Here is a 19,008-nt window from a genome sequence, read left to right as displayed (position 1 = left end):
GTTTAAGACAACGTAGTCTCAAATTTTGTTCTATAAGTATTTAAATTATTCATATAACCATGCTTCACGTGCTTCTGTATAATCACTTAATTCTTCTGCTTTAAACCAAAGGTTAATTTCTTTATTAGCTGACTCTACTGAATCTGAACCATGAATGATATTTCTACCTACTGTTAAACCTAAGTCTCCACGAATTGTGCCTGGAGTCGCTTCAGACGGATTTGTTTTGCCGATGATGTGACGGGCAACGTTTACAGCATCTTCCCCTTCAACAACCATTGCAAATACTGGTGCTGATGTAATAAAGCTAATTAAATGTTTATAGAAAGGTTTATCTGTATGTTCTGCATAATGTTCCTCAGCAAGTGCTTGTGGCACAGTCATAAACTTACCACCTACAAGTTTTAGTCCTTTTCTTTCAATACGAGAAATAATTTCTCCTACTAGATTTCTTTGCACCGCATCTGGTTTAATCATTAAAAATGTTCTTTCCATTGTGTGTTTATCCCCCTGTTTGTTATGTATCAATGTCCTTTAATTTTTCAACAATATATAAAATTGTATATGTATCAAAATAAAAGTATGTTTTGAAGCACATTAATATATTAACAGGTAATTAAAGCGCTTTCAATGGTTTTCACACAAGTTATACATTTCTTTTTCCAACTTTTTTAATTAGTTTCTTAAATAATGGTTTTGAATCTTCATTTTCTAATTGATCAATTAAGTAAAGTGCCTTATCCAAATACTTGTCGCTGATTGCCTGAGATTGCTGTATGACATCAGAAGTCTTCACATGATTAATACAGTATTCGAACGTTTCTTGACTACTATTTACATTTAATTGTTGTATAATCCCTTTGAATTCTTCATTTTTTCTCATCTCTAACAGCACTGGAAGCGTTAGGTGACCGTTCATTAAATCACTACCAACTGGTTTACCCAATTTTTTTTCAGTGCTCGTGAAATCTAAGATATCGTCGACAATTTGAAAACTCATACCAATATAGTGGCCTATCATTTTTAAATTGCGAATTGTTTTAGCGTCTGCTCCCGAAGCAATTGCACCCACTTCAGTAGATAATTGAATAAGTAATGCTGTTTTACGATTAATTCTCCGTAAATAGTTGGTGATTGTTTGATTACCATTGAATTGGTCTTGGAATTGATATAACTCCCCCATACAAACTTCTACAATTGCACTAGATATGACGTTATGTACACGATTATCTTCGATGTTAGATATGTGCTCAAGTCCGCGAGCTAATAAGAAGTTTCCTGTGAGTATAGCTGTATTCTGATCCCATTTTTTAGCTATAGTTAAGCTACCTCTTCGTTTATCACTTTTATCTATAACATCATCGTGTACCAGCGTTGCCATATGAATAAGTTCAAGTGCTACGGCAACACGATAGACTTCGTCGTTTCTTTCTCTACCAAATTGGCTGCTTAAGATTACAAAGGCGGGTCTAACGCGTTTGCCACCAGATGAAAATAAATGATATGACGCTGATTCAAGAATCTTGTCATTACTTTTTATAGACTGCTCTAATTGCTTTTCAATTTTTTTTATTTCGCTGTTCATGTTTAACTTTGCCACGCTAATCACCTTTGGTTGATTCATTTTATTTATAGCCAAGGTGCATTGCTGCAACGCCACCTGTAAAGCTACGGACTTTTATGTTGCTGAAACCAGCTTGTGTAAACAAACGTTTCAATTTTTCTTTATCTGGAAAATCGAATGTAGATTGTTGTAACCATTCGTATTCGTCTTTGGATTTCGCAAATATTTTACCAAATATTGGCATTACAAATTTAAAATAAAGTTTATAGCATTGTTTGAAAACAGGTGTCGTTGGTTGGCTAGTTTCTAAACAAACAACCATTCCACCAGGTTTTAAAACGCGGTTTAGTTCTTTTAAAGTTGCTAAATAATCAGGAACATTTCTTAAACCAAATCCAATAGTAACGTAATCAAACTCGTTGTCTTCAAATGGTAAATTCATTGCATCACCATGTACAAGCTTTAAATTATGCATGTCTGAGGTCTTGCTTTTACCGACTTCAAGCATGTTTTCGCTAAAATCAACACCAATTACTTCGCCAGTTGGTCCTACTGATTTGCTTAATGAGATAGTCCAATCAGCAGTACCACAACATACATCTAGTGCTTTACTTCCAGCTTTAACGTTCATTTCTTTCATAACACGTTTTCTCCATGTCTTGTGTTGTTCAAAGCTAATGATATTGTTGAGTCGATCATATTTACCAGAAATATTTTGGAAAACATTGTGTACTTGTTCTTTTTTTGCTTTATTATCTGCCATGTTAATTACCTCTTTTTGAATGTATTTCAGCTTTTAATTTATCTATAAAACCATCTAGTTTTTCTTTAGAAAATTCGCCTAAGTAAGAAGGATGATGTTCAGCTAAACTCGCTATCATTTTGTCATTGATAAAATTAATATTAACTTCAGAGACATATCTTTTAATTGTAATAAACGGAAAAGTATTTTCAACTTTTAAAATATAGTCACTAATGTCGCTATTATCAATTGCGGCATGATGAATTGAAGATTTCATTTCATTTACTTCAACAATTGCTGTACTAATTTCTTTTTGATAAATTGGATCATTGAGTTTTGCTAATAATGTATAAAAATGAGCGCTTAACAAGTCGCCAATTAAAATAGATTTCTTAGACGATAACGTAGTTGAAACTTCGTCTAGATGACGCATCGCAGTATCTATTGTGAGGCAAGCTAATTTAGCTTCTTGAGGTATCTCATAAGAATCAAGTATTTCTGCTAATGCTTGATTGATATAGATTGGTTCATAATGATTTACACTGCTGAGTCGCTGTGTAATTTGAGTTTCTAATATGCTGAATGTCGTTTCCATGTTCACACCTCACGTTATTATCCATATACATATTAACATTATATAGAGAAAAATAAAATCAACGTAAATCAAAGTAAAGGATATTTATGTAATATATATTAAAAATACTCATGTGTTTGTGTAATTGAGTAATAGTTATATGTAAATTTGTTTAATAAACTCATTAATTTTCAGTAGTTATTTTACTACATTTATTTAAAATCGCTACTTCGAATGATATCACAATTATAAAGTTAAAAGATATATGATTTAAAGCTTTATAAAAAATTCTCTATAAAAAAAGAAAAAGCCCCTTGAAAAGGGCTTTACTTTGAGTAAAGAATTATTTTACTGCGTCTTTTAAAGCTTTACCAGCTTTAAATGCTGGAACTTTGCTTGCAGGGATATCAATTTCTTTACCAGTTTGAGGGTTACGGCCTTTACGAGCAGCGCGTTCGCGTACTTCGAAGTTACCGAATCCAATTAATTGTACTTTTTCACCTTTAGAAAGTGATGATTGAATTGATTCGAATACTGCATCTACAGCTAAGCCAGCTTCTTTTTTAGTTAAGTCAGCTTGTTCTGCAACAGCATTGATTAAATCTGTCTTGTTCATTATGAATTCACCTCCCCTAGGGTTAATAATGATAACTTAATATCATTATGCTATGACTTTAACACAACGATTACTGCTACTGCAATGATTTATGCGCAAAAAACGTTGAAATAATAGGATTTTGACAGTTAATTGATATAAATTAACTAAAAAGTGTAATAATACTTCGCTATTCTGCTTTCTTTCCTCGTCCCATCAAGTCTTTAACGCTTTCATCCACCGGTCTATTTTCAAACAATACACTATAAAGTGCGGCAGTGATTGGCATATCTACATCGACCTCTTTAGCTAAGTGATAAACAGATTTTGTTGTATATATACCTTCAACGACCATGTTCATTTCATTTAAAGCTATGTCTAATGATTTACCTTCACCTAATTTATAACCAAGTGTATAGTTTCTAGAATGGGTTGAGGTACAAGTTACAATTAAGTCTCCTATGCCTCCTAGGCCTAGAAACGTGATTGGGTCTGCACCTAGTTTTTCACCTAAGCGGCTAATTTCAGCTAAACCTCTGGTCATAAGCGCTGCTTTAGCATTATCACCGAATCCCATTCCTGATATTACACCACTAGCTACTGCAATAATATTTTTTAATGCACCACCTAGTTCAACACCTACTAAGTCATCATTTGTATATACACGTAAATAATCATTCATGAAAAGGTCTTGTGTTAGTTGACTGACTTCTGGAGTTTTAGATGAAGCTGCTACAGTAGTTGGTTGTTTAATTACAACTTCTTCAGCATGGCTTGGTCCTGAAAGTACACCTATACCTGCATTATGCTCTGGTGAAATTGAATCTTCCAACATTTCAGAAACACGCTTATATGTTTCATTTTCAATACCTTTAGCTACGTGAATAAAGGTCTTTTTAGAGGTTAATAGTGAATCGATTGATTTCGCTACTTCTCTCATTGCTTTTGTAGGTAACGCCATTAAATAGACTTCTGAGAATGATACAGCGCTATTAATATCTAATGTTGCTTCTATTGTGTCATTAAGTTGTGCTTTTTTTAAGTATTTGCTATTAATGTGTTGTGAATTAATCTCATTGATTGTTTGCTCATTTTTCCCCCACATTAAAACTTGGTGTCCGTTTTCTGCTAAGACATTTGCTAATGCCGTACCAAAACTTCCCGTACCAAAGACAGTTACTTTAGACATGGAATCCCCCCGGTATTTAATTTCTTTTCCTTGCTATAATGTGTACTGGCGTACCTTCAAAGCCGAATGCAGCTCTAATTTGATTTTCTAAATAACGTTTGTATGAAAAATGCAATAGCTCGACATCATTTACAAATACGATAAATGTCGGCGGTTCAATAGCAACTTGTGTAGCATAGAATACGTTTAAACGTCGACCTTTATCTGTAGGTGTAGGATTCATGGAAATTGCATCCGTAATCACTTCATTTAGTGTTGAACTTTGAACACGTTTTTTATGATTCTCACTTGCTTCTTTAATATATGGGAATAATGTTCTGAGACGTTGCTTCTCTTTTGCGGAAACAAACGCAACCTCTGCATAATCTAAAAATTGGAATTCTTTACGAACTTCATCTTTAAATTTTTTCATAGTATTAGTTTCTTTGTCTACTGTATCCCATTTATTCACGACAATTACAATTGCTTTACCTTCTTCGTGTGCATAGCCAGCAACACGCTTGTCTTGTTCGATGATACCTTGATCCGCATCAATAACGATTAAAATTACATTAGAGCGTTCAATGGCTTTTAAAGCACGTAGCACTGAATATTTTTCTGTATTTTCATAGACTTTACCTTTTTTACGCATTCCAGCAGTGTCTATCAACACATAATCTTGATCATCATAGCTATATTCGGTATCAACAGCATCTCTAGTAGTACCAGCTACGTTTGATACGATTACACGATCTTCGCCAAGTATTGCATTTACTAAACTTGATTTACCAACGTTTGGACGTCCAATGATTGATAAGCGTATTGTATCATCGTCATATGGGTCTGGTTCTTCCTCTTTAAAATGCTTAACAACTTCGTCTAATAAATCTCCCAAACCTAATCCATGGGAACCAGAAATTGGATACGGGTCCCCGAAACCAAGTGAGTAGAAATCATAAATTTCATTTCTCATTTCTGGATTATCAACTTTGTTAACTGCTAGTACTACCGGTTTTTTTGATTTATATAACATTTGAGCAACCATTTCATCACTTTGAGTTAGGCCTTCTCTTACGTTTACCATAAAGATAATTACATCGGCTTCATCGATGGCAACTTCAGCTTGTGCTCTAATTTGTGTTTGGAACGGGGCATCTCCAATTTCAATACCACCAGTATCAATAATGTTAAAATCGTGAGTTAACCATTCACCTGATGAATAAATTCTATCGCGAGTCACACCAGGTGTATCTTCTACGATTGAAACGCGTTCACCTACGACTCTGTTAAAAATTGTAGATTTGCCTACATTTGGCCTGCCTACAATTGCTACTATAGGTTTAGTCATAAACTAACTTCCTCTCTTCTTTAATCTCTATAATTCTATCATAAGGGGTAATGAAATCAAAAGAAATATTAAATCAATATTTTTGTTATAGAATAATCATACAAATTTTGAATAACAAAAAAGAAATCTTGCCCTAACATATACTAGGACAAGATTTAAAGTTGCTATTACTTACATTGTTAAAATTTGAAGTCTTTTAATTTATCTCCAAATACATCACCAAGCGTTGGATTATCTTCATCCTCTGAATTATCATTTAAATAAGATTGGGTAGTTTCCCTATCGCTTTCAATGACATTTTCATCTGGTAATGTTGCTTTTATTGATAATGAAATACGTTCGTTTTCTGGGTCCACACTTAGTACTTTAACACTCACTTTTTCGCCTGGTTGTAATACCTCGCCAGGTGTGCCGATGTGTGAGTGACTAATTTCTGAAATATGAACTAATCCTTGTACGCCAGGTTGAATCTCTACGAAAGCACCAAAGTTAGTCAATCTAACAACAGTTCCTTCTATAACTTCGCCTTCATTGATTTCACCTTTAATTGCTTCAAAAGGACTTGGTAATGTATCTTTGATAGACAGTGAAATACGTTCAGAATCTTTGTCTACTGATTTGATTTTAACTTTCACGCTATCTCCAATAGCTACAATATCTTCAGGTGATTTAACATGTTCGTGTGATAATTCCGAAACGTGTACAAGACCGTCCACGCCTCCAATATCAACAAAAGCACCGAAATTAGTTAAACGCGCTACTTTACCTTCGATAACGTCACCTTCGTTAAGTGACTCTAGTAATTTATCTTTTTTCTCTGCGTTTTCTAGTGCCTCTACTGCTTTTCGACTAAGAATGACACGATTATTTGCAGGATCTAATTCTTCAACTTTAAGTTTTAAAATTTGTCCTTCAAAACCAGAGAAATCTTCAATGAAATCTGTAGAAATTAATGAGGCAGGTACAAATCCTCTTTGGCCAACATCTACAACTAAGCCACCTTTAACTACTTCTGTGACTTTAGCTTCGATAGTTTGGTTATTATCTAACTGTTCTTGTAAAAATTCATATGATTTTTCAGTTTCGAGTTGGCGTTTTGAAAGGATATATGCACCCGTTTCATTTTCTTCGTCATATTCTACTTTCGTAACATATGCACCGATTTCATCACCAACTTTTACTGCATCACTTGGGTTGTCAATATGATGCGTTGAAAGTTGACTAATAGGGATAATGCCATTAAATTTACCGCCATTGACATGGATGATTACTTGTTTCTCTTCAATTTCTTGAACTTCACCAGTAACCTTATCCCCTTCTTTAATCTCGTTAATCATTGATTCGTTGAACTCTTCAGTCATCTTGTCTGCCTCCTTATTACACTACATAATTATAACATCTTATAAACTGACAGAATTGTCAAGAAATTCCCCTTTATTCGAGAGAATCAATTTTAAATTGTTAATGTTTTGTAAAACAGGTTTTTCTAATCTAACAAAAAGAATAAAAACATTACCTAAATTTTACATTTTTATATAGTATATTAATTCTGATTAGTATAATAATACACGTGTATTATATACCCACTTTTTTCAATGTATAACCTTATTACACTATATGAAAAATATTTATATTAAATTTGAGGCATCTATGATTAAACTAATGATTTTACTAAAGTTAATATTTCTGATGTAACAGTTTCTATGCTCTTACCAGTTGTGTCTACAGTAATTGCATCGTTAGCCTTCATTAAAGGAGAAATTTCACGGTTCATATCATAATGATCTCTGTCTGCAATCTCCTTTTTTAATTGCTCTATATTTGAATCAATACCTCTTTCTTCATTATCTTTCTGTCTACGTAACGCACGTTCTTCCACTGAAGCCACCATATAGACTTTTAAATCAGCATTTGGTAATACGACAGTTCCGATGTCTCTACCGTCCATAACAATACCCTTTTTAGCTGCTAATTCTTGCTGTTTTCTTACTGCAAATGTACGAACGGGTTCTTTTGAAGCCACATATGATACATGACTAGTTACATTATTTTCTCTTAAGTAGTCAGTGACATCTTGATTATCTAAAATGACTCTTTGTCCTTTAACTTCATCATATGTGAGTGATAATTCTGTCGTATCGATTAATTCATTAAAGTCTTCAGTTTTATTTTGTTGTAAGTATTTATAAGTAATTGCACGATACATTGCACCAGTATCTACATAGATCATAGATAATTCACCAGCAACAAGCTTAGCAATTGTACTTTTTCCTGCTGCTGCAGGCCCGTCAAGTGCGATATTTAATAATTTCATTTTAGTAACCCTTCCTTGTTGTTTTATGAATAATATTTTATCATAAATATGTACTTTATAAATAGGAGGAATGCCCGCATGAAAAAAGTTCTTGTTATTCATACCGGTGGCACCATTAGCATGTCACAAGATGAAGCTAATAAAGTAGTCACAAATACAGACAATCCTATATCTAATCACAAGGATGTAATAGAAAGGTATGCTGATGTAACTGAAATCACACCATTTAATGTTCCATCACCACATATGGATATTAAATATGTTGAAAAATTAAAAGAATTAATTGAAAATGCAGCTCAAAATGAAAGCTATGATGCATTTGTTATCACACATGGTACAGATACATTGGAAGAAACTGCATACTTGCTAGATTTAACAATTGCTATTTCTAAACCTATAGCAATTACAGGTGCAATGCGTTCCTCAAATGAAATTGGCTCCGATGGTTTATATAATTTTATATCAGCTATTAGAGTTGCAACAAGTGATGAAGCTACAGATATGGGTGTTATGGTTGTCTTTAATGATGAAATACATACTGCTCGCAATGTAACAAAAACACATACTTCTAATACAAATACATTTCAAAGTCCAAACCATGGTCCTTTAGGTGTAGTAACTAAAAACAGTGTCCAATTTCATCATAAACCTTTTGAGCATCTAATCCTTGATGAAATAGATCACAATTTAAACATACCTTTGGTTAAGGCTTATATGGGAATGAACAGTGATGTTTTGACTTTTTATAGCCAAAATAATGTAGATGGTATTATTATTGAAGGGCTTGGGCAAGGTAATTTACCACCAACTAGTTTGGAAGGTTTGGACAATTGTTTACGTAAACATATACCAATAGTTCTTGTTTCTAGATCATTCAATGGTATTGTTGGCCCAATTTACGCTTATGAAGGCGGCGGCGCAACTCTAGCCGAGAAAGGCGTTATTTTCTCAAATGGTTTAAATGGACCTAAAGCACGTTTAAAACTTCTCGTTGGGTTAAGTAACCAATTGTCATCAGAACAGTTGAAACAATATTTTGAATCACAGTTATAATGAAATATATATGTAAATAAAAAGGGAGTGGGACAGAAATTAAATTTTCTAATATAGATTTCGTAGTCCCGCCCCGGCAAGTGTGACTAGGTTTGAAAAAGCTTGATATAATCGTATTTTCAATTCAGTCACCTACCGTCAAATTGAAAACGAGCTTGAGACATCTATTTATGTCTCAGGCTCGTTTTGATTTTGATTATTAAAGAATAACTATAACTACTTTCTTAAGAATGCGACTGAAATATAATTGTTTTAAGATTCAAGAGGTGTTTGTTTTTTAGATAAAATACTTTGAGTTATAATACCACCATGATATTTACCATTCTCGATAAATATTGTGTTTGCATCATTACCAGCAGCAATAACACCTGCGATATAGCAATTTTCTACATTTGTCTCATATGTTTCTTTATTATAGATTGGTGCAGTGCCATATTCATTCTCGTTAATTTCAATACCTATAGATTGTAAGAATTCATAATCTGGGTGATATCCTATCATCGCGAAAACATAGTCATTAGCTATTTCAAATGTTTGTCCATTTTGTTCATAAATTACACTATCTTCTGTTATTTTAGTCACATTTGAATCAAACGCCATATTAATTTTTTCGTGACGGACGAGAGATTCAAAATTCGGTAATATCCAAGGTTTAATCGCTTTAGGATAATCGCTACCTCGATAAATGACTGTAACGTTAGCACCTGCTTTTTCTAATTCTAATGCCGCATCAACAGCAGAATTTTTACCACCAATAATCACTACATTTTGATCAAAATAAGGATGAGCTTCTTTAAAGTAATGCATAACTTTAGGAAGTTCAGCACCTTCAACTTCAAGTTGATTATGATGTCCATAATAACCTGTAGCTACAGTAAGAAATCTACATTGATATACGTCCTTAGTAGTTGTTATTGTGAAACGGTTATTTATTTTTTTTACTGTGAGGACTTCTTCAAAAGCATTAATACGAAGTTGATGATGTTTTACAACAGCTCTATAGTAAACCAACGCTTGATTACGGTGTGGTTTACTTTCTTCCACTATGAATGGAACGTCCCCAATACTTAATTTATCACTTGAAGAAAAGAACGTTTGATGTGTTGGGTAATTATAAATTGCATCTACCACGTTCCCTTTTTCTATAACTAATGTATCTATACCTTTTCTTTTTTGTTCGATAGCAGCGCTAAGTCCACAAGGGCCGCCGCCTATAATTATACTTTCAACTGTTTGCATTCTTCCTTCGTCCTCCTTTTACCACCCATATATTATACCAATAGTTTTAAAAAAACCAAATGAAAGAAATTGAAAATTTTATTACAAAATTGTTTTTTCTATAAATATATTGAGAAAATAAAAAAGATCTCACTATATATACAAATCTATAGTGAGATCTTTTTATATGAATGGATTGTTGCTAGAATCCATTTTGAATTATGAAATAGATACTTATTTTCTTTATTGAGGAATAACTAAACGTTGACCATTATGGATGTCATTACCTTGTAAGTTATTCGCCTCTCTAATTTTTTCTACATTTTCTGGAGAGCCTTCGCCGTAATATTGGATGGCAATTCTATAAAGGTTTTGGCCATTTACAACGTGTGTACGTTGTCCGGAATTATTGTTTGTAGCTTGATTATTCTGTTGGTTATTACTTGATGAACCTTGAGATTGTTCAGTTGAACTATTTTGTGTATTTGCTTGATCATTTTGTTGTGATTGACTATCTTGTTGATTTTGTTGTGATTGATCGCTTTGATTAGCTTGGTCATTTTGATTTTGGTTTTGATCACTATTTGCTTGGTCTTGTGAGTCAGAATCTGATTGGTCAGAATCGCTATTAGCATCATCTGAAGAATTACTGTTGTCATCTGAGTCAGAAGAAGCATTTTTGTCATCATCTTTGTTAGCTTTATCGTCATTTGATTTTTTATCTTTGTCAGAGTCTTTATCAGAATCTTTATCTTTGTTATCAGCGACTTTTTTATCATCGTTGTTATTACTGTTGTCGTTGTTTCCAGTAAGTGCCATACCGGCGAATATCGCAATAGCAGCTAAGATTAAGATAGCAGCAAGGATAGGTAATAATTTACCTAATAAACCACCTTTTTTCTTCTTGTTGTCGTCATCGTCATTATTTTTATTACCACCGTTACCGCCGTTACCGTTGCCACCATTACCACCGCTTGATTTTGAATGGCTAGCAACAGCAGCACCAGTTCCAGCAGCAGCTCCGCCTGCTACAGCAGCCGCGGCTCCACCTGCTACAGCAGCACCTTTTTTCTTAGAACTATTTTTAGAGTCATCCTGTTGTGATTCGTTTTGATCTTGATTTGATTGGTTATCTGGTTGATTTTCATCAACATCTTGTTCATCTGCATGATTTTGATTGTCATTTTTTGACTCGTCATGATTTGTATCGGAACTATTTTTACCTTTATGTTTACTAGCAGCATATGCGCCAGCTCCAGTAGCTGCCGCTCCACCTGCTACAGCAGAGCCTTTTTTCTTAGAACTGTTATCGCCCTCTGAACCATCATTGTCTTCGCTGTACTTATGATCATTAGCATTTGTTTTATCGTTAGTAGGCTCATGACTTAAATTGTTATTTTGTGAAGGATCATCAGTATTACGTTCTGATGTTAAGCCAGACGTTGAATTGTCTTCGTTGTACTGTTCGCTATCAAATGCTTCATCCTCGCTATGTTCTTGTTGATTTGTTTGATTAGTCTGTTCATCTTCACTTTGATTTGTAGCAGTATCTCTTCTACGTTGTCTTCGCTGAGCATTTCTTGGAGGGAATTGTTCGTCTGTTTTATCAGAAACTTCCTCTTTCACATTGTCAACGGAATTGTTAACTGAATCCTTGGCATTGTCTTGATGTTCTTTTGGATCAATGGATTGACGATTTTTTTCAAAATCATCTTTAAAATTGTTTTTAGACAAAGTCATCATCCTTCCTTTTTTATTTAAGTATATACTGTTTTACCCTAACAGAACGTAAATATGTATTATTTTTTAAGAAAAAATACTGTTAAATAAGTGTATATGTGTATTATAGCTTGATTGAAAATATGAAGTAAAGTAATTGTCTATTTTTTAAACAAATTTTGTATTTTTTCATTAAATTCTATTTTTCTTTTTACTTTTTTTCTATTTATTAAATTTATTAAATTTAATTCACAATCATTATCGCAACATAATTTTGGCTTTTCTATCAAAATTTCATCAAAAAATTCAACTAAATAAGATCTTCTGCATTGATCAAGATTTTTATAACCTAGCATACGTATGTAACCTAATTTTTTACGTTTATAAGCCATATCAAAGATATTGCGTAATTGTTCAAAAGTATACTGTGTACTGAGTACATCAAGTATGTCTGACTTTTCAGGTGGTAGAAATTGAGATAATTCATACGCATTTACATCTTCAATGTTAATTATGTCTGTGAATAATAAAGTCTCTAAAAGAAAGCTATCATCGGGTTGATAAAGACTTATTGCTTGGCTTTGATTACCGTCACGGCCTGCTCTGCCTATTTCTTGCATATAACTAGATGGACTTGTGGATAAATGGAAATGAATAATTGTTCTAATATCTTTTTTGTTAATACCCATGCCAAAAGCGCTTGTAGCAACGATAATAGGGATTTCATTATTAATAAATTGATGTTGTACTGTATGTCTTTCTTGGTATGACAGATCACCATGGTAAATGCCAGTTAAAAAACCATAGTTATAAATACTTTGAGCTAATGATAGACACATTTTTTTAGATGATACATAAATAATTGTCGGTCCTGATTGCTCTAATGTAGGTAAAAGCCAGTTTAACTTTTCATCATCATCAGCAAAATTTTTATGTGCTAGTGAAATGTTATCTCTATTCATACTATTTTTTATGACTGAAAATGATTTACTTAATATTTGCTCTAAATCAAAAGTTAAATAAGACGGTGCTGTTGCAGTCAATGCTAATACGGTAGCTTCATTGAAATGATTTACGATTTTACCTACAAGTGCATAGTGCGGCCTAAAATCATACCCCCACTCTGATAAACAGTGTGCTTCATCTAAGACAATCATACCGATATTTAAATTTTTAATTAATTTGAAATTGTGTTTTTGTAATATAAACTCTGGGCTTAAAAAAATAAATTTACTTTGCTTTAAGTAGTTAATATTTTTTTGTTTTTCATTTTCATCCATGCCTGAATGTATACAACACACATTTTTTTCTCCTTGTAACTTGAGTTGCATAACTTGGTCATCCATCAGTGAAATTAACGGAGAGATAACTAAAGTTGGCTTTTGTTTTATATAGGTTGGTAATTGGTAACATAGGCTTTTACCACTACCAGTAGGTAAGATTCCTAAGGTATCAATATTATTAAGTACATTATTAATAATTTCCTCTTGGCCAGGCTTAAATGACTCAAATCCAAACCATTTTTTCAAGTCATCATGTAACATTTAGTTCACCTCTTTCGACACCAACAATAATTAATTTAATTTCAAAGTAACTGAGTTCAGAGAAATTGTCCTTATAGCTACGCAGTCTTTCACTGCGATTAGCTATATAATAAGTCATAAATGGTTTGTATTCTACATGATTTAAATAACTATCGTAATCAGTTAAGTATCCTTTGATAAATAATTCTAAAATATGATCATCGATTGTATTAGGTTTAACATTTTGCTGCGCAGCAAGTTGTTTGAAGTTTAATCCATTTTGTATTCCTAAATAAGTTTTTTCGGTTTTGTTTAATAATGTTGGAAGAATAATTAAGCTATGTAATAATGGGTACTTTTCTTCATTCTCTATTTCATACATTAAAGTTACTAAATCCCTCATTTCTAATTCAAAAAGCATTTCTTGCGATATTGCTTCTATTAAACTAACTTGTTGTCTTGTATACATACTTTCTTCGAAACCTTGCAAATAATAATGAATGTATATGTCATTATTATGGTTTGTTAAAGACTGAAAAAGTGATGTGAGTTCTGTTATAAACGATTTTTCTAATTGTTCGTCAGAAATTTTTTTATATAAGTATTTAACCTTTTGATGAACTGTTCTATGTTGCGTAATAGGTACAAATTGATAATTGTCATGTTGGATATTAGACAACGTTTGTGTTAATAATTGTAATGCATTGAAAGTGTTTAATAAGCTGTCATATGTATGCCGGGGATGGCTAATGATATTTTGAATTTGTTGTTCGTTGATGTTAGAATTACTAGAATATTGTTCGAATAAAGGATATTTTAGTTTAGGCATACTATGATACAATGATAAGAGTTGTTGACTACAGGCGTCAAAAAAGGTTTGATGCGATTTTTTACCTGTGATAATATTAAATATACTTTTTTCGGTTTTGTAATTATGTGACTGCGTGTATGCAAAATGAATTAAATTATACATGGATGCTCCCTCACTTTTATAAATCGAAAACATTTGAAAAAATGATAAACAGTGATTACAATAATATTTGTGTAATTATTGTAGCATTTTTGTCAAAGGAGGCGAAGAAATTGGCTAAATATACAATTGTTGATATGGACACATGCATAGCATGTGGCGCTTGCGGTGCCGCTGCCCCTGATATATATGACTATGATGACGAAGGTATCGCTTATGTAATACTAGATGATAACCAAGGTACTGCAGAGGTACCAGAAGAATTATATGAAGATATGGAAGATGCAATAGACGGATGCCCTACTGATTCTATTAAAATTGAAGAAGAACCATTTGATGGTGACGCGTTAAAATTTGAATAGAAATGCATTGTATTTAAGTGTAAACAAGTGGTTACCTTACTATTCCAATAGCATCATTTAACGACTTAGATGTAATTGAGTTTAAATCCGGGACATAAATAACTGTCTCGGATTTTTTGTATCCAGTTATTCTATAAAGTTGTATTACTCCAGTGAATTCATATTGTAAAAATGATTGAATTCTGGCTACTCACTTTTGAATTATTTACAATTCCACCTATAAATTCCCCAAAGTAACCTTAATATTTATATTTGAAATAAAAACGCCCTTCATTTCTCACTTGTTCAGTGGTACTTTGAAAGGCTTTTATCATTTCAGATAAAAAAGTTATATTACAAATTTAACGTGGTAATACGTTTTTTAATCGGTTATATAAAAGAATAAAGACAATTGAGATGATGACTCCTTTAATAATATTAAAAGGTATAACGCCTGATACAATAACTATTTTAATATTTTCTACTACATCAGATAGATTCATAATCATGCCATATAAAGGTAATAAAATAAAGTAGTTTAGTATACTTAGAACAATTGTCATAACTATCGTAGCTACACTAAGTCCTATAATTTGAGACTTGAGGGCGCCTTTATGTTTAGTGATGAAATAAGCTGTTAATAAAAAGCTTGATGCCGCTAAAAAGTTAGCTACAGGCCCTACTGGATCACCAACGTTGAATAGAAAATTGAGTAAGTTTTTAATAAATTCTACAATAAGTCCGGCAACAGGACCTAAAGTGAATGTCGCTAACAAAGCTGGTACGTCTCCAAAATCTAAAGTTAAATATGGTGGTAAAAATGGTATCGGAAACTTTATAAACATTAAAATAAATGCTACTGCACTCAACATACTAATAGTAATGAGGCGTTTTGTTTGTTGTTGCATATTAAATTATCTCCTTCCATTCATCTTTTTTCAGAATAGGAGGATATAATTGCACAACAAATAAACCCTCCATCTTCTCCCATCCAGACTATACTGTCGGCTCTAGATTCACACTAGATCAGCCATTAATCTATTAATTAGAAAAATGGGTCGCAGGCTTAAATTACTGCCGGTTGGGAATCGCACCCTACCCCGAAGATGAATTTCTTAAATTTTATAAATTTATCATAGCTTATTGCTCAGGTAAAAACAATAGACTTGCTTAAAATATATTAACGATGTAAATAAAATGGTTGAAAGTAGTATAAAAACTGCCAGCAAAGTATTTAACTTTGCCGGCAGTTTTTAAGCTATATATGGATAAATGAATTGCATATAAAAATATACTAAATATATGATCATTATTTCCAATTACTATTCTTATTTGTAATCATTGTTAATTGTTTATTGATCTAGCAATGATACTTAACTATTGTCGTCTTCAATTTCTGGTTTAGGTAAGGAAATGATAAAAGTAGTCCCTTTCCCTAATTTGCTTTTTACATCAATAGTACCGCCATGAGAATCAATAATCATACGACATATAAATAATCCCAACCCAGTTCCTTGTTTACCACGCTTACGTGCAGTATCTACTTTGTAAAAGCGATCAAAAACTTGTTGCAAATGTTCGGGTGCGATACCAGAACCGGTGTCGGATATATATAATATTTGTTCTGAATTAGTTTCACTTACCTCTATGTTGAGTGTATCTCCAGGTTCAGTATATCTAGATGCATTATCTATTAAATTAGTTAACACTTGTTCAATTCTGTCCGAATCAAAATACCATAAACGTTGTTGTGTATCTGGATTTAAACGCATATTTAATTCTAAATCCTTAGCATGCTTTTGATATTTTTGTTGCATTTTGTTGAGTAATGAATCAATTGGTTGTACAACTTTATTTACAGTTAAACCTTCAGCATCCATTCGCGCTACATTTAATAATTCATTGACCAACCTATTCAATCTTTTAGTTTCATCTAAGACGATAGATAATGATTCGTGAATTTCATCAGGCTCAGTTACGATACCATCAACAATAGATTCAGTATATCCTTGTAATAAGGATATAGGCGTACGTAATTCGTGAGAAACATTTGCAATAAAATCTTTTTTCATTTGATCCATATTATGCTCGTTTGTCATATCACGAATTATGGCTACGATACCACTTCTACCATCAGGCTGTATTTGCTCTATATAGCTAGTAATAATAACAAAATAACGTGTATTGATTTCATAAACTTCAAATTGCGTTTTTTTGCTACTAAATGTAAGCTCATTTTGTTCATCTAATTTCTCTAACGCATATTCATCTAACATTCGTAAAATTGTATTGGCTAATTTATTAGAGATAATAATTTCTTTTTGGTCATTAAATCCTAAAACGCCTTCAACCATGGAGTTAATTAGACTATCACGAATATTTTTAGAGGATGACAATGCGTCAATATGCTGTTGAATTTCAGAACTCATTGTATTAAATGTACGTGATAATTCACCAATTTCATCTTTAGAGTTAACTGGTACAACTTGAGCATAATCACCTTTGGAAACTTTTAGTGCTTGCGTTCTTAGATTACGTAGTGGTTTTGTTATACGTGACGATAAGAAGAATGCAAATACAGTTGTTATTGCTAAAAAGATGATAGCAGTGATTAAGATAATTACTGTAATAACATTATTGGTTTCTTCTATTGTCTTTAAGTCTTGATAGATAAATACGCCACTATATTTACTATTCGAACTATTTGATGCTTCGATATTTTTCGTTGGATAACCAATTAATACATATGTTCGTTGCTTATTATTAAAACTGACCGTCACATGTTCTGAAATTTGTTTGCCATGGTCAAAGACGCGATCATAATCTTTGTTATTTTTAATTTCTTTGAACATTTCATTTTTTGTAACATCATTGTCGTGGTTATCTTTATGCTTATCATTCATTATGATAAGACCTACAGGGCCTTCAATTAATTTTCGACTGTGTTCGATAGCAGTAGCTCTATCGTCAGAACTTTCAACAAGTTGGCTTATCCTTTTGGCGTCTTTTAATAAAGAATCTTCTGTTTCTTGAGTGAAATAAGACTGTATAAACGTTATAAGAGCTGCACTTAATAGAATTAAAACTGTAGTTACTATAAATATTATAGTTAACCACAGTTTTACAACTACACTATTAAGTAGGTTCATTATTTGATTTGACTTCAAATTTATATCCTACACCCCATACAGTTTGTATCATATGAGCAGCATCTTCTGATACTCGATTTAACTTTTCTCTTAAACGTTTAACGTGCGTGTCTACTGTACGCAAGTCGCCATAGAACTCATAATGCCAGACTTCTTTTAATAATTGTTCTCTATCAAATACTTTATTTGGTGTTTTGGCTAAGAAGATTAATAGTTCATATTCTTTAGGTGTCAAGTTCACTTGATTGCCATCAGCTAACACTCTGTGTGCATCATTATCTATAACTAAGTGATCAAATTCAATTAAATCTCTTGCATGCGGTTCACTTTGTTCAGCAGATGCAACTTGAGTACGTCTTAATAATGCTTTGACACGTAACACAACCTCACGTGGTGAAAATGGTTTAACGATATAATCATCAGCACCAGACTCAAAACCTTCTACTCTGTTTGTTTCTTCACCTTTAGCAGTTAACATAATAATTGGCGTTTCTTTATGTTCTCTTAATCGAGATGCTACCGTGATTCCATCCATTTCTGGTAGCATTAAATCTAATAAGATACAAGCATAATCATGTTCTACAGCCATTTTATATGCTTCATTACCATCACTTGCTTCGTGTATTTCAAAAGATTCTCTTTCAAGATATAACTTTAACAATCTTCTGATTCTGTCTTCATCGTCTACGATAAGTATTTCGTTTGACATGCATATATACCTCCCACACTG

18 protein-coding genes and 1 riboswitch are annotated in these 19,008 nt (G+C 32.6%); of the genes, 2 read left to right on the top strand and 16 right to left on the bottom strand.

Translation table 11 applies throughout. From position 1 onward, the window contains the following. Positions 1 to 45: 45 nt before the first annotated feature. From ndk to cmk, 9 genes are all read right to left on the bottom strand, one after another. On the bottom strand, positions 46 to 495 hold the full coding sequence (gene ndk, locus ACW5YJ_RS08555; protein WP_017724512.1) for a nucleoside-diphosphate kinase: 450 nt from the start codon (positions 493 to 495) through the stop codon (positions 46 to 48). A gap of 151 nt (positions 496 to 646) precedes the next feature. Beyond that, the gene (locus ACW5YJ_RS08550) at positions 647 to 1,600 is read right to left on the bottom strand and encodes a polyprenyl synthetase family protein (protein ID WP_171914403.1); all 954 of its coding nucleotides are present in this window, start codon (positions 1,598 to 1,600) and stop codon (positions 647 to 649) included. Between the two features lie 25 nt (positions 1,601 to 1,625). Further along, positions 1,626 to 2,327 carry a demethylmenaquinone methyltransferase gene (locus ACW5YJ_RS08545; RefSeq protein ID WP_171914404.1) on the bottom strand — a complete coding sequence of 234 codons (702 nt, stop codon included), beginning with the start codon at positions 2,325 to 2,327 and terminating at the stop codon, positions 1,626 to 1,628. Between the two features lies 1 nt (position 2,328). Next, positions 2,329 to 2,901: a heptaprenyl pyrophosphate synthase subunit A gene (locus ACW5YJ_RS08540; RefSeq protein WP_171914406.1), complete on the bottom strand. Its 573-nt coding sequence runs from the start codon at positions 2,899 to 2,901 to the stop codon at positions 2,329 to 2,331. A 322-nt stretch (positions 2,902 to 3,223) separates the two neighbouring features. Next, a complete protein-coding gene (locus ACW5YJ_RS08535; protein WP_002483248.1) occupies positions 3,224 to 3,496 on the bottom strand; it encodes an HU family DNA-binding protein in 273 nt (90 codons plus the stop codon). 169 nt (positions 3,497 to 3,665) lie between these two features. After that, positions 3,666 to 4,664, bottom strand: a complete 999-nt coding sequence (locus ACW5YJ_RS08530) for an NAD(P)H-dependent glycerol-3-phosphate dehydrogenase (RefSeq protein WP_017724516.1) — start codon at positions 4,662 to 4,664, stop codon at positions 3,666 to 3,668. A gap of 16 nt (positions 4,665 to 4,680) precedes the next feature. Then, on the bottom strand, positions 4,681 to 5,991 hold the full coding sequence (gene der / locus ACW5YJ_RS08525) for a ribosome biogenesis GTPase Der (RefSeq protein ID WP_017724517.1): 1,311 nt from the start codon (positions 5,989 to 5,991) through the stop codon (positions 4,681 to 4,683). A 179-nt stretch (positions 5,992 to 6,170) separates the two neighbouring features. After that, complete coding sequence (gene rpsA / locus ACW5YJ_RS08520; RefSeq protein WP_017724518.1) at positions 6,171 to 7,352, bottom strand: 30S ribosomal protein S1; 1,182 nt, start codon at positions 7,350 to 7,352, stop codon at positions 6,171 to 6,173. A 293-nt stretch (positions 7,353 to 7,645) separates the two neighbouring features. Further along, a complete protein-coding gene (gene cmk / locus ACW5YJ_RS08515; RefSeq protein WP_171914408.1) occupies positions 7,646 to 8,305 on the bottom strand; it encodes a (d)CMP kinase in 660 nt (219 codons plus the stop codon). 78 nt (positions 8,306 to 8,383) lie between these two features. Between cmk and ACW5YJ_RS08510 the strand changes: the two genes are divergently transcribed. Further along, positions 8,384 to 9,358 carry an asparaginase gene (locus ACW5YJ_RS08510; RefSeq protein WP_107552025.1) on the top strand — a complete coding sequence of 325 codons (975 nt, stop codon included), beginning with the start codon at positions 8,384 to 8,386 and terminating at the stop codon, positions 9,356 to 9,358. A 252-nt stretch (positions 9,359 to 9,610) separates the two neighbouring features. On the opposite strand, the gene ypdA is transcribed toward ACW5YJ_RS08510, so the two are convergent. The 4 genes from ypdA to ACW5YJ_RS08490 form a co-directional block, all read right to left on the bottom strand. Beyond that, positions 9,611 to 10,597: a bacillithiol disulfide reductase YpdA gene (ypdA, locus tag ACW5YJ_RS08505; protein ID WP_107552024.1), complete on the bottom strand. Its 987-nt coding sequence runs from the start codon at positions 10,595 to 10,597 to the stop codon at positions 9,611 to 9,613. A gap of 222 nt (positions 10,598 to 10,819) precedes the next feature. Further along, a complete protein-coding gene (locus ACW5YJ_RS08500; protein ID WP_457338081.1) occupies positions 10,820 to 12,316 on the bottom strand; it encodes a LysM peptidoglycan-binding domain-containing protein in 1,497 nt (498 codons plus the stop codon). Between the two features lie 140 nt (positions 12,317 to 12,456). Continuing rightward, complete coding sequence (locus tag ACW5YJ_RS08495; RefSeq protein WP_017724523.1) at positions 12,457 to 13,839, bottom strand: RecQ family ATP-dependent DNA helicase; 1,383 nt, start codon at positions 13,837 to 13,839, stop codon at positions 12,457 to 12,459. Further along, the gene (locus ACW5YJ_RS08490) at positions 13,829 to 14,791 is read right to left on the bottom strand and encodes a helix-turn-helix domain-containing protein (protein ID WP_017724524.1); all 963 of its coding nucleotides are present in this window, start codon (positions 14,789 to 14,791) and stop codon (positions 13,829 to 13,831) included. Before ACW5YJ_RS08490 ends, ACW5YJ_RS08495 begins: the two co-directional genes overlap by 11 nt. A gap of 110 nt (positions 14,792 to 14,901) precedes the next feature. Between ACW5YJ_RS08490 and ACW5YJ_RS08485 the strand changes: the two genes are divergently transcribed. Further along, positions 14,902 to 15,150 (top strand): ferredoxin, encoded by a 249-nt coding sequence (locus tag ACW5YJ_RS08485; protein ID WP_026113585.1) that lies wholly within the window; start codon positions 14,902 to 14,904, stop codon positions 15,148 to 15,150. A gap of 341 nt (positions 15,151 to 15,491) precedes the next feature. Here ACW5YJ_RS08485 and ACW5YJ_RS08480 read toward each other — a convergent pair whose 3' ends face one another. The 3 genes from ACW5YJ_RS08480 to ACW5YJ_RS08470 form a co-directional block, all read right to left on the bottom strand. Next, positions 15,492 to 16,037 carry an ECF transporter S component gene (locus ACW5YJ_RS08480; RefSeq protein WP_017724526.1) on the bottom strand — a complete coding sequence of 182 codons (546 nt, stop codon included), beginning with the start codon at positions 16,035 to 16,037 and terminating at the stop codon, positions 15,492 to 15,494. Positions 16,038 to 16,104: 67 nt separating this feature from the next. Continuing rightward, positions 16,105 to 16,241, bottom strand: a riboswitch (FMN riboswitch). A 261-nt stretch (positions 16,242 to 16,502) separates the two neighbouring features. Next, a complete protein-coding gene (locus tag ACW5YJ_RS08475) occupies positions 16,503 to 18,278 on the bottom strand; it encodes an ATP-binding protein (RefSeq protein WP_039835895.1) in 1,776 nt (591 codons plus the stop codon). Continuing rightward, complete coding sequence (locus ACW5YJ_RS08470) at positions 18,265 to 18,987, bottom strand: response regulator (RefSeq protein ID WP_017724528.1); 723 nt, start codon at positions 18,985 to 18,987, stop codon at positions 18,265 to 18,267. Before ACW5YJ_RS08470 ends, ACW5YJ_RS08475 begins: the two co-directional genes overlap by 14 nt. Between the last annotated feature and the right edge of the window lie 21 nt (positions 18,988 to 19,008).

Source organism: Staphylococcus sp. mip270_02 (assembly GCF_054031535.1).
The sequence above is the reverse complement of the archived record's forward strand: the minus strand, read 5'-3'. Positions and strand labels throughout refer to the sequence as shown.

Excerpts from the sequence above, each read along its gene's own strand:
- rpsA (WP_017724518.1), bottom strand. The coding sequence starts at position 7,352 with ATGACTGAAGAGTTCAACGAATCAATGATTAACGAGATTAAAGAAGGG.
- ndk (WP_017724512.1), bottom strand. The coding sequence starts at position 495 with ATGGAAAGAACATTTTTAATGATTAAACCAGATGCGGTGCAAAGAAAT.
- cmk (WP_171914408.1), bottom strand. The coding sequence starts at position 8,305 with ATGAAATTATTAAATATCGCACTTGACGGGCCTGCAGCAGCAGGAAAA.
- ACW5YJ_RS08490 (WP_017724524.1), bottom strand. The coding sequence starts at position 14,791 with ATGTATAATTTAATTCATTTTGCATACACGCAGTCACATAATTACAAA.
- ACW5YJ_RS08495 (WP_017724523.1), bottom strand. The coding sequence starts at position 13,839 with ATGTTACATGATGACTTGAAAAAATGGTTTGGATTTGAGTCATTTAAG.
- ACW5YJ_RS08545 (WP_171914404.1), bottom strand. The coding sequence starts at position 2,327 with ATGGCAGATAATAAAGCAAAAAAAGAACAAGTACACAATGTTTTCCAA.
- ypdA (WP_107552024.1), bottom strand. The coding sequence starts at position 10,597 with ATGCAAACAGTTGAAAGTATAATTATAGGCGGCGGCCCTTGTGGACTT.
- ACW5YJ_RS08540 (WP_171914406.1), bottom strand. The coding sequence starts at position 2,901 with ATGGAAACGACATTCAGCATATTAGAAACTCAAATTACACAGCGACTC.
- ACW5YJ_RS08535 (WP_002483248.1), bottom strand. The coding sequence starts at position 3,496 with ATGAACAAGACAGATTTAATCAATGCTGTTGCAGAACAAGCTGACTTA.
- ACW5YJ_RS08470 (WP_017724528.1), bottom strand. The coding sequence starts at position 18,987 with ATGTCAAACGAAATACTTATCGTAGACGATGAAGACAGAATCAGAAGA.
- der (WP_017724517.1), bottom strand. The coding sequence starts at position 5,991 with ATGACTAAACCTATAGTAGCAATTGTAGGCAGGCCAAATGTAGGCAAA.
- ACW5YJ_RS08480 (WP_017724526.1), bottom strand. The coding sequence starts at position 16,037 with ATGCAACAACAAACAAAACGCCTCATTACTATTAGTATGTTGAGTGCA.
- ACW5YJ_RS08500 (WP_457338081.1), bottom strand. The coding sequence starts at position 12,316 with ATGACTTTGTCTAAAAACAATTTTAAAGATGATTTTGAAAAAAATCGT.
- ACW5YJ_RS08510 (WP_107552025.1), top strand. The coding sequence starts at position 8,384 with ATGAAAAAAGTTCTTGTTATTCATACCGGTGGCACCATTAGCATGTCA.
- ACW5YJ_RS08475 (WP_039835895.1), bottom strand. The coding sequence starts at position 18,278 with ATGAACCTACTTAATAGTGTAGTTGTAAAACTGTGGTTAACTATAATA.
- ACW5YJ_RS08530 (WP_017724516.1), bottom strand. The coding sequence starts at position 4,664 with ATGTCTAAAGTAACTGTCTTTGGTACGGGAAGTTTTGGTACGGCATTA.